This is a genomic window from Sphaerisporangium krabiense (genome assembly GCF_014200435.1).
Taxonomy (GTDB): Bacteria; Actinomycetota; Actinomycetes; order Streptosporangiales; family Streptosporangiaceae; genus Sphaerisporangium; species Sphaerisporangium krabiense.
This window is the reverse complement of record NZ_JACHBR010000001.1, coordinates 12,074-25,582: the sequence shown is the minus strand read 5'-3', so window position 1 is coordinate 25,582 and position 13,509 is coordinate 12,074. Positions and strand designations below refer to the sequence as shown.

The 13,509-nt window shown below is 72.4% G+C and carries 11 protein-coding genes; 8 read left to right on the top strand and 3 right to left on the bottom strand.

Annotated elements, in window-relative coordinates:
• Positions 1-16: 16 nt before the first annotated feature.
• Positions 17-973: an SIS domain-containing protein gene (locus tag BJ981_RS00115; RefSeq protein WP_184607713.1), complete on the bottom strand. Its 957-nt coding sequence runs from the start codon at positions 971-973 to the stop codon at positions 17-19.
• Complete coding sequence (locus BJ981_RS00110) at positions 970-1,911, bottom strand: aminoglycoside phosphotransferase (protein WP_184607712.1); 942 nt, start codon at positions 1,909-1,911, stop codon at positions 970-972. Before BJ981_RS00110 ends, BJ981_RS00115 begins: the two co-directional genes overlap by 4 nt.
• Positions 1,912-2,252: 341 nt before the next feature.
• Here BJ981_RS00110 and BJ981_RS00105 point away from each other — a divergent pair, with 341 nt between their 5' ends.
• Genes BJ981_RS00105 through BJ981_RS00090 form a run of 4 tightly spaced genes read left to right on the top strand, consistent with a single transcriptional unit; the run spans position 2,253 to position 6,191 of the window.
• Positions 2,253-3,392 (top strand): polyamine ABC transporter substrate-binding protein, encoded by a 1,140-nt coding sequence (locus BJ981_RS00105; protein WP_184607711.1) that lies wholly within the window; start codon positions 2,253-2,255, stop codon positions 3,390-3,392.
• A gap of 30 nt (positions 3,393-3,422) precedes the next feature.
• Positions 3,423-4,355 (top strand): ABC transporter permease, encoded by a 933-nt coding sequence (locus BJ981_RS00100; RefSeq protein ID WP_239139183.1) that lies wholly within the window; start codon positions 3,423-3,425, stop codon positions 4,353-4,355.
• Entirely contained in the window at positions 4,348-5,121 is a 774-nt protein-coding gene (locus BJ981_RS00095) for an ABC transporter permease (protein WP_184607710.1), read from the top strand. Before BJ981_RS00100 ends, BJ981_RS00095 begins: the two co-directional genes overlap by 8 nt.
• Positions 5,118-6,191 carry an ABC transporter ATP-binding protein gene (locus tag BJ981_RS00090; protein ID WP_184607709.1) on the top strand — a complete coding sequence of 358 codons (1,074 nt, stop codon included), beginning with the start codon at positions 5,118-5,120 and terminating at the stop codon, positions 6,189-6,191. The genes BJ981_RS00095 and BJ981_RS00090 overlap by 4 nt, the downstream gene beginning before the upstream one ends.
• Positions 6,192-6,223: 32 nt before the next feature.
• Here the strand turns inward: BJ981_RS00090 and BJ981_RS00085 are convergent, their stop codons facing one another.
• Complete coding sequence (locus BJ981_RS00085; RefSeq protein WP_184607708.1) at positions 6,224-6,835, bottom strand: TetR/AcrR family transcriptional regulator; 612 nt, start codon at positions 6,833-6,835, stop codon at positions 6,224-6,226.
• A 132-nt stretch (positions 6,836-6,967) separates the two neighbouring features.
• Between BJ981_RS00085 and BJ981_RS00080 the strand changes: the two genes are divergently transcribed.
• From BJ981_RS00080 to BJ981_RS00065, 4 genes are all read left to right on the top strand, one after another.
• Positions 6,968-8,245: a glycosyltransferase gene (locus BJ981_RS00080; RefSeq protein WP_184607707.1), complete on the top strand. Its 1,278-nt coding sequence runs from the start codon at positions 6,968-6,970 to the stop codon at positions 8,243-8,245.
• Positions 8,242-9,654 carry an aminobutyraldehyde dehydrogenase gene (locus tag BJ981_RS00075; protein ID WP_184607706.1) on the top strand — a complete coding sequence of 471 codons (1,413 nt, stop codon included), beginning with the start codon at positions 8,242-8,244 and terminating at the stop codon, positions 9,652-9,654. Before BJ981_RS00080 ends, BJ981_RS00075 begins: the two co-directional genes overlap by 4 nt.
• 328 nt (positions 9,655-9,982) lie before the next feature.
• Positions 9,983-13,090, top strand: coding sequence for a sensor histidine kinase (locus BJ981_RS00070; RefSeq protein WP_184607705.1), 3,108 nt, complete (start codon positions 9,983-9,985; stop codon positions 13,088-13,090).
• Positions 13,087-13,509 (top strand): roadblock/LC7 domain-containing protein, encoded by a 423-nt coding sequence (locus BJ981_RS00065; RefSeq protein WP_184607704.1) that lies wholly within the window; start codon positions 13,087-13,089, stop codon positions 13,507-13,509. Before BJ981_RS00070 ends, BJ981_RS00065 begins: the two co-directional genes overlap by 4 nt.

Genomic DNA, 13,509 nt, shown 5'->3' with positions numbered 1-13,509 from the left:
CCGGAGCGCGCGCTCCTCAGGCCGCCCGCCACCAGGACGCGGCCACCAGCTCGGCGACGAGGGTCTCGGTGAGCAGCGCCACGTCCGGATCCTCGTCCCCGGCGTACCTGATCGCGCGCGCCCCCTCCGGCGCTCCCCGGCCCACCGCGAGGACCGCCGAGCCGCGCCGCCGCGCCCAGTCCATGGCCTGCTCGTCGTAGCGCGAGCCGGGGAACAGGATCGCCCGGTAGTCGAGGGTCTTGGTCAGGTACACGTCCACGTGCGCCCAGTCGCCGGTCTCGCAGGCGTCCGCGGGCCTGCGCGGGCCCTCGCGCACCATCAGCGCCGACTGCTCGGCTGACGACAGCCGCTCGGCGGGGGCGATCGCGTAGACGCCGTGCGGCCCGTCCAGCAGCGCGAGCGCGTCCGGCAGCCAGGACTCCCTGCGGTCCAGCAGGTCGGCGGTGGCCGCGGCGGCCCGGCGCAGCAGGCCGGGGACGCCGGCCGCGCCGCCGGTGAGCGCGTCATGGAGGGCGAGCAGCAGCGCCAGCGTGTGCTGGAAGGTACGGCAGGCGACTCCGCCGCGCTCCTCGCCCGCCAGCATCTCCACGACCAGGTCCGCGCCCTCGGTGATCGGCGAGCCGGGGACGTTGGTCAGCGCCAGCGTCGGCGAACGGCCCCGGTGGCGCGCCAGCGCGTCCAGCGTCTCGCGGCTCCCGCCCGTCGCGGAGACGGCCACGACCAGCGTGTCCCGGGACGGCGGGTACCCGAGCGCGGCCGAGGCGTACTCGGCCACGGCGTCGACGCCGGCCGCGCGCAGCCGCAGCGCCGCGACGCCCGCCGCGTAGCGGGAGCTTCCCATGCCGAGGAACACCACCCTGCGCACGTCCCGGGGCAGGCCGGCGAACGGGTCCCGCTCGTCGAGCGCCCGGGCGAGCGCCTCCAGCGCCGCCGGCTTGGCCTCCAGGTCGGCGAGGTACGGCTCGGGTTTCACGTGGTCTCCTCGGATTCGCGGGGGGCGAGGCGCGCCCGCAGCACGCCCATCGGCGCGTAACGCCATCGGGGCAGGTGGCGGGCAGCGTAGATCAGCTCGCGGCACTCCTGCTCGATCTCGAACGGCTCCGGCGTCAGCTCGGGCAGCAGCCATGACAGGCCGTGCGCGGCCAGGCGGTCCCGGTAGGCGGACGTCAGCCTCTCACGGGCGGCGGACGCCCAGCGCAGCGCCTCGGCCGGGACGGCGCCCGCCCGCCGGATCGCCACCTGCGCGACGTGGTCGAGGCTCGTGGCGAGCTGCGCCAGGTCGCGGACGGCGGGCTGGTAGGGGTCGGCCCCGGGCAGCGTCGGGTTGCCGTCGAAGTCGATCACCGCGTAGCCGTCGCGCCAGCGCAGCGTCTGGCCCACGTGCAGGTCGCCGTGCACGCGGATCAGCGGGGTCTCGCCCGCGCGGGCGAGCGGTTCGATCAGCGCGCGCAGCGTGTCCGCCCGCGCGGCCAGCCAGGCCCCGTCCGCGCCGCCGGTCAGCTCCAGCGCCTCGCGCAGGGCGGCGCGGGCGCGCTCGGCCCACGCGCCGCCCAGGTCCGCGCGCCGCACCGGGGCGGGGAACACCGGTGACGGGGTGGCCATGGCCGCGTGCAGGTCGGCGGCCAGTTCTCCGAGGTCGGCGGCGAACGCCGCGCGCCCGGCCGCGGCCTCCGCCACGCACCACTCCCAGCCGTCCCTGGCGTCCGGCAGGTACGCGGTGACCAGGGCGACGAGCTCGCCGGGGTCGCCGTGCCGCACGAGGGCGGCGTACGGGAGCGCGGTGCGGGTGAAGCCGACGGCGGCGAGGTGGGCGTGGACGTCCGGGGCGGGGTGGGGGAGCGGCTGCGGAGGGGTGAGCCACTTGACGACGACCCGTTCGTCCACGACCACGGAGCGGTTGGTCTGATCCACCGGGAGGCCGCGTTCGGGTGCCGTGATATTGATGGACGGCATTGGGCCGAAAACCCGGAACGCGTGTCCGTAAGGCGCTTGCCGCCCGTCCGTAAGGGCGCTGAGCAGCCGTGCGCTCGTGCCGTCGCCCGCCTCGGGCGGCCACCGCGCGTACCGAATGCCGTCGCCATCTGTTGAACTCGGATTCAACTCCATATCCAACCTCGCAGCTACAAATGTCGGTAAAAGTCTTGCTCATGTTGATCTGGACTGCAACACTCCTGGTTTGGTCTGCCGTGCGAAGGTTTCGCCGTGCGGTCTTCCCTGTACCAAAGAACGACCAGAACTAAGGAGTTTCGGCCGTGTCCCGAATCCGGTACACCCGTCGTCTTCCGGCCGCGGCGGTGGCCGCCGGTCTCGCCCTCGCCCTCGCGGCATGCGGAGGCGGCGGCTCGACGAGCGCGGACGGAGCGGCGCCGGGTGCGGCGGCCGACCGGCTCGACCCCAACGCCGACCTGGCGAGGCAGTCACCCCTGAACATCACGATCTGGGACGGCTACAGCCCGAAGGACCTGCCGCAACGCGTGAAGCAGAAGCTCGGCTTCGACGTCAAGGTGGCCATCCACGACACCAACGAGATGGCCATGGCCAAGCTCACGGCGTCCGGCGACAGCGGCATCGACGTGGCGTTCGTCTCCGGCCAGTACGCGCAGGCGCTGAACGAGCAGGGACTGGTGGAGCCGCTGCACTCCGAGCTGATCCCGAACCTGTCCAACCTCTACCCCGAGGCGTCGCAGCTCTCCTTCGACAAGGGCAACAAGTTCTCGGTGCCCTACACCTGGGGCACCACGGGCCTGTGCTACCGCACGGACATGGTGAAGACCCCGCCCACGAGCTGGAACGACCTGCTGAACCCCGCGCCCGAGCTACGCGGCAAGGTGACGATGATGACCACCGAGCGGTGGCTGGCCCTGCCCGCCCTCAAGGCGAACGGCCACTCCATCAACACCACCGACGACAAGCAGCTCGCGCAGGCCAAGGAGCAACTGCTCAAGACCAAGAAGTCGCTGCTGGCCTACGACGACACCACCTTCGGCGCGCGGCTGGAGAAAGGCGAGGTCGCGCTGGTGGAGGCGTGGGACGGCTGGTGCCCCACCACGAACCCGAAGGTCAAGTTCGTGGTGCCCAAGGAAGGCAGCGACCTCTGGTCCGACACCATGGTGATCATGAAGTCGTCCAGGAAGAAGGAGGCGGCGCACGCCTTCATCAACTTCATCCTGGACCCGACGATCCACGGCTGGGTGGCCGAGAACATCCTCTACAAGGTGCCCAACCGGGCCGCCATGGAGGCCGTCGCCAAGAACAACCCCGACCTGCTGGCGAAGAACACCCCCCTCCAGATGGACCCGGCCGTGCTGCTGCAGGGCGAGTCGATCGTCGACGTCGGCGAGGCCTCGACCAAGTACACCCGCCTGGCCACCGAGATCGCGGCCAGCCAGTAGCGCGGCCCCTTCACCGAGACGGCTGCCGCCTTGTCCGCCACGCACGACCTCGCGCCGCCCGGCGCGCCGCCCGGCCCCTCCGACGGCCGGCCGCCGCGCCGGGCGCGGGCGCGCGGGACCGCCGCCGCGCGCCTGATCTTCCTCGGCCCGGGACTCGGCTACCTGCTGGTCCTCCTGCTGGTGCCCCTCGCCCTCGTCCTCGGCTACACCCTCTTCCGCAGGGGACGGTTCGGCGGGGTGGTCTACGAGACCACGACCGAGAACTTCACCCGCCTGTTCGACCCGCTGTACTTCGACGTCGTCCTCACCTCCGTCAAGCTGGCGGCGCTGACGACGCTGATCGCCCTGCTGGTCGGCTACCCCACCGCGTACGTCATCGCCCGGCTGCCCCGCAGGTGGAAGACGATCGCGCTGGTCGCCATCGTCATCCCCTTCTGGACCAACTTCCTGATCCGCGTCTACGCGTGGGTCATCCTGCTGAGCGGCCCCGGCCTGCTGAACAAGGCGCTGACCGGGACCGGGATCACCGACGCGCCGCTCGGCCTGCTCTACAACCAGGGCGCGATCGTCACCGGACTGCTCTACTCCTACCTGCCGCTGATGGTGCTCCCGCTGTACGCGGCGATCGAACGGCTGGACCCGCAGCTCGCCGAGGCGTCGGCCAACCTCGGCGCCCGGCCCGCGCGCACGTTCGCGTCGGTCACGCTGCCGCTGACCGTGCCGGGCATCCTCACCGGCTGCGTGTTCGTCTTCGTGCCCTGCCTCGGCAACTTCGTCATCCCGGAGATCCTGGGCGGCGGACGCTCGATCATGGTGGGCAACCTCATCAGGGACCAGTTCCTCAAGGCCCGCGACTACCCGTTCGGCGCCACGCTCGCGCTCGCCGTGATCGCGGTGCTGATCGTGCTGCTGTTCGTGCAGGCGTGGGCCTCGCGCGTCTACGGGGAGGGACGGCGTGGCTAGCCGCCGGTTGATCTACCTGCCCTTCTGGGCCGTCTACGTCTTCCTGTACGCGCCGATCGCCGTGCTCGTCGTGATGTCGTTCAACGCGGGGAAGTCCCCGTACGTCTTCGAGGGCGTGAGCCTGAAGTGGTACGGCGAGCTCGCCGGGGACGAGACGATCCGGCAGGGCCTGGTCAACACGCTGATCGTGGCCGCGGGCTCGACCGTGCTGTCCACCGTGCTCGGCACGCTTCTCGCCGTCGGCATGGCCCGGTACGCCCGCTCGCGGCTGCTGGACGCGCTCGGCCTGCTGCCCGCGGTGCTGCCCGACATCGTGCTCGGCATCGGACTGCTCGTCTTCTACCGGGCGATCCAGATGACGCTCGGGTTGCACTCGATCATCCTCGCCCACACGGTGTTCGGCATGGCGTTCGTCGCGGCGGTCGTGCGCACCCGGCTCGTCCACGCCGACACCTCGCTGGAGGAGGCGTCCCGCGACCTCGGCGCGACGCCGCTCGTGACCTTCGCGCGCGTCACGCTGCCCGGCCTGGCCCCCGGCATCGCGGCCGGCGCGCTGCTGGCGTTCACGCTGTCCCTCGACGAGTTCGTGATCGCCTTCTTCACCGCGGCCCCCACCGAGCCGACGCTGCCCATCGTGATCTACTCGATGGTCCGGTTCGGCGTGACGCCCGAGATCAACGCGCTGGCGACGATCCTGCTCGCGGTCAGCTTCACCGTGATCATCGTCGCGCAGCGGATGACCCGACTGACGGAGTCCCTGACATGAATGCTGTTCCCGAGGCGCCCGCCGCGGCCAGGACGCTGGTCGGCATCGAGGGCGTGTCGCGCCGGTTCGGCGACGTCGTCGCGCTGGACGAGGTCACCCTGGACATCCGCCAGGGCGAGTTCTTCGCCCTGCTCGGCCCGAGCGGCTGCGGCAAGACCACGCTGCTGCGCGTCCTGGCCGGGTTCGAGACCCCCGACGCGGGGACCGTCACGCTGGACGGCGCCGACCTGCTCGCCCGGCCGGCGCACCGGCGGCCGGTCAACCTGATGTTCCAGTCCTACGCGCTGTTCCCGCACATGAGCGTCGCCAAGAACGTCGCCTACGGGCTGGAGCGCGAGAAGCTGCCCCGGGCGGAGGTCGCCGCCCGGGTCGAGGAGGTGCTCGCGACCGTCGGACTCGCCGGCCAGGCCCGCCGCCGTCCCCACCAGCTCTCCGGCGGCCAGCGGCAGCGGGTCGCGCTCGCCCGGGCGATCGTCAAGCGGCCCCGGCTGCTGCTGCTGGACGAGCCGCTGTCGGCGCTGGACAAGAAGGTCCGCGCCGAGATGCAACTGGAGCTGAAGCGCCTGCAGCACGAGGTCGGCATCACCTTCGTCGTCGTCACCCACGACCAGGAGGAGGCGATGTCGCTGGCCGACCGCATCGCGGTGTTCCAGGCGGGCAGGGTCGAGCAGGTCGACGCGCCCGTGCGCCTGTACCAGCGGCCGCGCACGCCGTTCGTGGCCGGCTTCGTCGGCGCCAACAACCTCTTCGAGGGGACGGCCGCGGGGGAGGGACTGTCGTCGCCGGGTCTCGGCACCCTCCCCGCGGAGAGCGGTCTCGCCGCCGGCACGCCCGCGCTGCTCGGGGTGCGGCCGGAGTCGGTGCGCCTCGGGGAGGCCGGCGAGCCGCGCGTGCTGTCCGGCGTGGTGGCCGACGTCAGCTTCTACGGCGGCGTCTCGCACATCGCCGTCCGGGTGGAGGGGCACGACCGGCCGGTGCTGGCCGCGACGCAGGGTCCGACGCGGATCGCGGCGGGCGCCGAGGTGGGGCTGGGCTGGGCCGCCGCGGACGCGGTGCTGATCGCGACGTGAGCGCCGCCGCGCCCCTCGGCCCGCCCCCGTGGTCAGGCCGGGACCTCCAGCGCGTTGCCGGTGGCGGTCCTGGCGTAGCTCAGGATGAGCTCGGCGGCCTCCTCCGGGCCGATGAGCGGATGACGCGCCGTGATGCGGTAGCCGTAGGCGTCCTCCAGCGCGACCAGGTTGCGCGAGATCACCAGCGCGTCGTCGCGCAGCCGGAACACCCCGAGCGCCGCGCCGGTGTCGAGGATCGACTGGTACATGGCGACCTGCCGGTCGTACAACGTGGTCAGCAGCACGGCGTACACCCGGTTGCGCGCGGCGGCGCCGCCGAGCTCGTTCAGCAGCCGCACCCCGGGGTCGTCCGGGCCGACGGGCAGCCCCGACCTGATCGTGACCACGAGCTTGCGCACCGGGTCGCTGAGGCCGGCCACCTGCCTGACGCGGTGCTCGTAGAAGCGCTCCATGCCCGCGTGGTGCGCCTCGACGAGCAGTTCACCGAGGTCGGGGTAGTGGTAGAGGACCGCGCCGGAGGTGAGCCCGGCCTCCTCGGCCACGTGGTTGAGGTGCACGCCCTGGGTGCCGTGCCGGATGATCGCCCGGTGCGCCGCCTCGATCAGGTCGACGCGCCGATCCGCCCGGCTTTTTCGCGTGGCCATGCCGGCCTCCCCTGCCGCGACGTTGAAGTCGGACTCTGAAGCAACTGATTGGCCCCAAACGATACAAGCCTGGAGCTTGACCTACCCCGCCTACGCGTATTTGAATCGTTCTTCAAATTCGATGGAGTGTTGATGGCCACCATCCTTTTCATGCCCGAGAGCGCCTACGGGCCGACGAACAACTGCATCGGCATCGGAGACGTCCTCCGGCGCCGGGGTCACCGCGTGGTCTTCGCGGCCGAGGCGTCCTGGAAGGGCAGGCTCACGGCCATGGGCTTCGAGGAGGACCTGGTCGACCTCGCCCCGCCCGCCGAGGAGGAGCAGGACGCCGGCCAGTTCTGGAAGGACTTCATCCGCGACCAGGCCCCGGAGTACCGCAAGTCCACGCGGGACCAGCTCGGCACCGTCATCAGGCCGATCTGGGACGCGCTGATCGACGGCGCCAAGTACTGCGAGCCCCAGCTCAGGGCGATCATCGAACGGGTGCGCCCGGACGTCGTCGTCGAGGACAACGTGATCACCTTCCCGGCGCTGCTCACCGCGGGCCGGCCCTTCGTGCGCATCGTCTCCTGCAACCCGCTGGAGATGAGGGGCGAGGGTGTCGCCCCCGCGTTCAGCGGCCTGCCCGCGGACGACCGCCGCGCGTGGGAGGCGTTCCGCGCCGAGTACGACCGCACCCACCGCGACGCCTGGACCGCGTTCAACCGGTGGGTCGTCGAACAGGGCGCGCCCCCGCTGCCCGAGCTGGAGTTCATCCACGAGGGCGACCTGAACCTGTACGTGTACCCGGAGATCGCCGACTACGCCGGGGACCGGCCGCTCGGCCCGTCCTGGCACCGCCTGGACTCCTCGGTGCGCGAGACCGACCAGACCTTCGAACTCCCCGCCTCGCTCGCCGGCGGCGACGGCGCGCTCGTCTACTTCTCGCTCGGCTCGCTCGGCTCCGCCGACGTCGCGCTGATGCAACGCGTCATCGACGTCCTGGCCACGACGCCGCACCGCTACATCGTCTCCCTGGGCCCCCTGCACGAGGAGATCAAGCCGGCGGGCAACATGTGGGGCGCGGAGACCGTGCCGCAGACCAAGATCCTCCCGTTGGTGGACCTGGTCATCACGCACGGCGGCAACAACACCACCACCGAGAGCCTGCACTTCGGCAAGCCGATGATCGTGCTGCCGCTGTTCTGGGACCAGTACGACAACGCCCAGCGCGTGCACGAGCTGGGGCTCGGCGTCCGCCTCCCCACCTATACGTTCACCGACGCCGAGCTGCTCGGCGCCCTGGACCGGCTGCTCGGGGACACCGCCCTGCGCACGCGCCTGGCCGAGGCGGGCGAGGAGATCCGCCGCCGCGACGGCCTGCGCCGCGCCGCCGACCTGATCGAGCGCGCCGCCGGCGGGCCCTCATGAGCGGTACCCCTCTCAACCCCGCCACGGGGGAGCCGCTCGCCCGGGTGCCGGACACCCCGCCCGCGGACGTCGCGCGCGTCGTCCAGGCGGCGCGGACGGCACGCGGGCCGTGGGCGGAGGCCACGCCGGGGGAGCGGGCGCGCGTGCTGCTGCGCCTCGCCGACCTGCTGGAGGGTGACGCCGAGGAGCTGACCAGGCTGGAGGTCGCCGAGACCGGCAAGCCCGCGACCGTCTTCCGCGAGGGCGAGCTGCCCTTCGCCGCGGACAACCTGCGCTTCTTCGCGGGCGCGGCGCGCTCGCTGGACGGCAGCGGCGCGGGCGTCTTCAGCGCGGGTTACACCTCGGTGCTCACCCGCCGCCCCGTCGGCGTCGTGGCCTCCATCGCGCCGTGGAACTTCCCGCTGGTCATGGCGGTGTGGAAGGCCGGCCCCGCCCTGGCGGCCGGCAACGCCGTCGTCATCAAGCCCGCTCCGCAGACGCCGGGCACCACGCTGCGGCTGGCCGAGCTGGCCGCGGAGGCGGGACTTCCGGGCGGCGTGCTGCGCGTGGTGACCGGCGGTGGCGACGTCGGCCGGGCGCTGGTCACCGACCCGGGCGTCGACATGGTCAGCGTGACCGGGTCGACCGAGACCGGCAGGGACGTGATGCGCGGGGCCGCGGGCTCGGGGCCCAAGCGCGTGCACCTGGAGCTCGGCGGCAAGGCCCCCGCCCTGGTGTTCGCCGACGCCGACCTCGCCGCGATGGCCGCGGGCGTGGCGATGGGCGCCACGTACAACACGGGGCAGGACTGCACGGCGGCGACCCGCGTCTACGCCGAGCGCGAGGTGCATGACGAGGTGGTGGAGGCGCTGCGCGCGACGCTGGCCGGGATCACGACCGGCGACCCGTGGGATCCGGGGACCGACATCGGGCCGCTGATCTCCCGCGCCCACCGCGAGCGCGTGCACGGCTTCGTGACGCGCGCGGCGGCGGAGGGGGCGTCCGTGCTGTGCGGCGGCGCGCTTCCGGAGGGGCCGGGCTCCTTCTATCCGCCGACCCTCGTCACGGGGGCCGCGCAGGAGAGCGACATAGTACGGGGCGAGGTTTTCGGCCCGGTTCTCGTCATTCTGCCGTTTTCCGGCGAGGACGAGGCCGTGCGGCTGGCGAACGACACCCCGTACGGCCTGGCCTCGTCGGTCTGGTCGCGGGACGTCTCGCGGGCGCTGCGGGTGTCGCACCGGCTCGACGTGGGCGTGACCTGGGTGAACGATCATCTTCCCATCGCCTCGGAGGCGCCGCACGGCGGCGTCAAGGGCAGCGGGTTCGGCAAGGACATGAGCCAGGAGGCGGTTCAGGAGTACTCGGTCACCCGCCATCTGATGATCAAACACGCCGCTCCGGAAGCGCGTGACGGATTCCGTCCCGCATAGTTACGGAAGCGACGCGGGCGATTTATCCCTTGGATGTCTTGTTTGGGGAGTTTTGTGGCGGTATGTGCTGTTGGCCGATCTGGTAAGGGTGTGCTCCAATTAACCCTCGCCTGATGGATGTCTCGGACGTCTCATGCGCCTCGCGCGTGACGTACCCCCCTGAAACGCCAGGCCCGGTGAGAGGTTGCGAAAACCAGTGAGACCACAAGACCCTGGGGACAACCCAGGTCGAGGGGGCCGTACGGAGCGGTCCGGCCCGACCATGCCGCGGACACTCAAGGCCGGCAGCCGGCTCAGGCTCCAGAACTGGCGCGTCCGATCACGTCTCGTGGCCCTCATCATCATCCCGACGCTCGTCGGCGTCGCGCTCGGCGGCGTGCAGCTCGCCGACGCCGTCGGCACGTCCACGGAGTACCGGCGCCTCACCGACGTCGCCACGCTCGTGCAGAAGCTCGACGTGCTGATCCACGAGATCGACAAGGAACGCGACCTGACGGCGTGGTACATCGCCGAGGGCCGCCGCACGGCGCGCTTCAAGAAGGTGCGCGCCCAGCAGGACGTCGTCGACAAGGCCCGGCAGCCGGTCCTCACCGCGGTCGCCGCCATCGACGACTCCCACACCGCCCGCGTCCGCGCCGAGGCCGACGAGATCCGCCGCTGGCTGGAGGGACTGCCCGGTCTCAGGTCCCGCATCGTCCAGGACGCCTCGGTGCCCCCGCGGGCCGCGCTCGGCATGTACTCCCGGATCGTCACCGTGCTCGGCTCCATGCAGAGCGAGCTCGGCGCCTCCGGCCAGGACCAGCGCCTGTTCGGTGACAGCATCGCCCTGGCCGCCCTCAGCGGCGCCAAGGAAGAGGTCGCCCGGCAGCGCGGCATCATGACCGTGGGCCTGGCCACCCGTGGCACCCCGGGCGGCGGGTTCACCTACGACGACTTCGTCGACTTCCCCGGATCGTGGAGCCGCCAGGAGAGCCACCTCGCCACGTTCTTCGCCGAGGCGTCGCCGGAGGACGTCAAGCTCTACAACTCCACCGTCCGCGGCCAGCAGGTCGACAAGGCCGACTGGATGCGCGCCCTCGCGCTCGCCCAGCTCCGCCAGTTCAAGGAGATCCGCGACCTCGACCTGACCCGCCGGGACGACACCACTCTCTGGTACACCTCCACCTCCGCCGCCGCCGACCGCATGCGCACGGTGGAGGAGCGCATGATCGGCTCGGTCGTGCAGCAGAGCACGACGCTGCAGGAGGACGCCCAGCGCCAGGCCCTCATCTCCGGCGCCGTCATCCTGGTGCTGCTGATCGTCGTCCTCCTCATCACCGCCGTGGTGGCGACCTCCCTGATCCGGCCGCTGCGCCGGCTGCGCGCCGAGGCGCTGGAGATCGCCGGCGTCCGCCTGCCCCAGACCGTCCAGCGGCTGCGCGCCAGCGCCGACGCCTCCACCGAGGTCCTCCCCATCGGCGTCACCTCGCGCGACGAGATGGGAGAGGTCGCGCGGGCCTTCGACGAGGTCCACCGCGAGGCGGTCCGCATGGCGGGCGACGAGGCCCGCCTGCGCAGCAACGTCAACGCGATGTTCGTCAACCTCTCCCGCCGCAGCCAGACCCTGGTGGAACGCCAGCTCAGCCTCATCGACGGCCTGGAACAGGGCGAGCAGGACGAGGACCGTCTCGCCAACCTGTTCAAGCTCGACCACCTCGCCACCCGCATGCGCCGCAACAGCGAGAACCTGCTGGTCCTCGCCGGCCAGGAGACCGCGCGCCGGTGGAGCCAGCCGGTGCCGATCGTCGACATCGTCCGCGCCGCGCTGTCGGAGGTCGAGAACTACGAGCGGGTCGACCTGCGGGTCCCCTCGGGGACGGCGATCGTCGGCCAGGCAGTGAACGACATCGTCCACCTGGTCGCCGAGCTCGTCGAGAACGCCATCTCCTTCTCCTCGCGCGAGACCAAGGTCGTGGTGTCGAGCAACCGCATCGACGGCGGCGGCATGATGGTGTCGGTCAGCGACAGCGGCATCGGCATGTCGGCCGAGGAGGTCGCCGAGGCCAACTGGCGGCTGGCCAACCCGCCCGTCGTGGACGTGTCGGTGTCGCGCCGCATGGGCCTGTTCGTGGTCGGCCGCCTCGCGCTGCGCCACAACATTCGCGTCCAGCTCCGCCAGCAGGACGCGGGCGGCCTGAACGCCATGGTGCTGCTGCCGGAGTCCCTGCTGTCGGCGCCCGGCGCGCCGCAGTACGCGGGCATGCCCACGGCCGAGCCTGTCGGGCAGCAGTTCGGCGGCGCCCCCGGGTTCGGCGGCGCCCCCTCCGCCTTCGACGCGTCCGGCTCGCGCGGCATGCGCGCGCCGGTCTTCGGCGCCGACGACCCCGGCGTCTCCGCCGGCCCCGGCCCGGTCAACCGGGGCCCGTTCGAGCGCGGCCCCTTCGAGCGCGATCCCTTCGAGCGCGCGGCGCCCGCCGGCGGGCCGGAGCGCGACGCGTTCACCGCGCCGGGCCAGGCGCCCGACAACGCGCCCGGCGCGCCGTTCCAGAAGGACGAGCCCGGCGAGCAGGACCCGTTCGAGCGCTTCTTCAACCCCAACCCGCCGCTCGACACCCCGTGGCCCGCGGAGGTCCCCCCGCCCGGGGGCACCAAGGACTCCTGGCCCGACCTCGCCGATCAGGACACCGCGTCCTGGCCGGCCATCCCGTCCACCGGGCACACCGGCCCCGTCCAGGGCGGCGTGTCCGGCGGGCACACCGGCCCCGTGACCGGAGGCCCGGCCGGCCCGCCCCCCGGCGGCTTCGGCGGGCCTCCCACCGGCGGCTTCGGCGGCGGGTTCACCGGGCCCGTCACCGGAGGCGGCCCGGCGACCGGCCCGCTGGAGAGAAGGGCCCGCACCTTCGGGGCCGTGCCGGACATGGACCACACCGGCCCGCTGCCGGCCGTCCACACCTCCCCGCTGGACGAGTCGGCGGAGGAGTTCCTGCCGATCTTCGCGGCGGTGGAGTCGGACTGGTTCCGGCGCACGGACCCGGATCCGGCCGGGCCGGCCCAGAAGGAGACGGCGATGTCCGTGCCTCAGGACGACGGGTACGGCGCCCCCGAGGAGCCTCCGGCGGCGCTCGCGCGGCCGGGCGCGGAACCGCGCGGCGGCTGGGCCTCTCCGGGGGACGCGGGCTGGCGCGCGGCGCAGGCGGCGAGCGACCCCTCGCTCGGCGGCATCACCTCATCCGGCCTGCCCAAGCGGGTGCCGAAGGCGAACCTGGTGCCCGGCTCGGCCGAGCCGGGACCGTCCGTCTTCACCTCGCCCCAGCCGTCCCTCTCGCCCGACCGCGTGCGCAGTCGCCTGTCCAGCTTCCAGCAGGGCGTGCGCCGGGGCCGGGCCGTCGCCAGGGGCGAGAACAACGACGACCATTCCGCCAATGGAACCGGTGAACGGAACAAGGAGGACACGTGAGGGAGCTGAGCCAGGCGGCCCGTGGCGTCAACTGGCTGATCACCGACTTCGTGAACAACGTCCCTGGCGTCGCTCACACGGTCGTGGTGTCGGCTGACGGGTTGCCCCTGGCCTTCTCGGAAGGATTCCCCAAGGACAGGGCGGACCAGCTCGCGGCGGTGGCCGCCGGGCTGATCAGCCTCACCCAGGGCGCCTCCCGCGTCTTCGAGGGCGGGGCGGTGACCCAGACCGTGGTCGAGATGCAGCGAGGACTGCTCATGATCATGTCGGTCAGCGACGGGTCCTGCCTCGCCGTGCTCGCCGCGGCCGACTGTGACATGGGCCTGGTGGCGTACCAGATGACGCTGTTGGTGGAGCGCGCCGGTCAGGTGCTGACCCCGGCCGTGCGCGCCGAGCTCCAGGCGTCACAACCCCGGTGA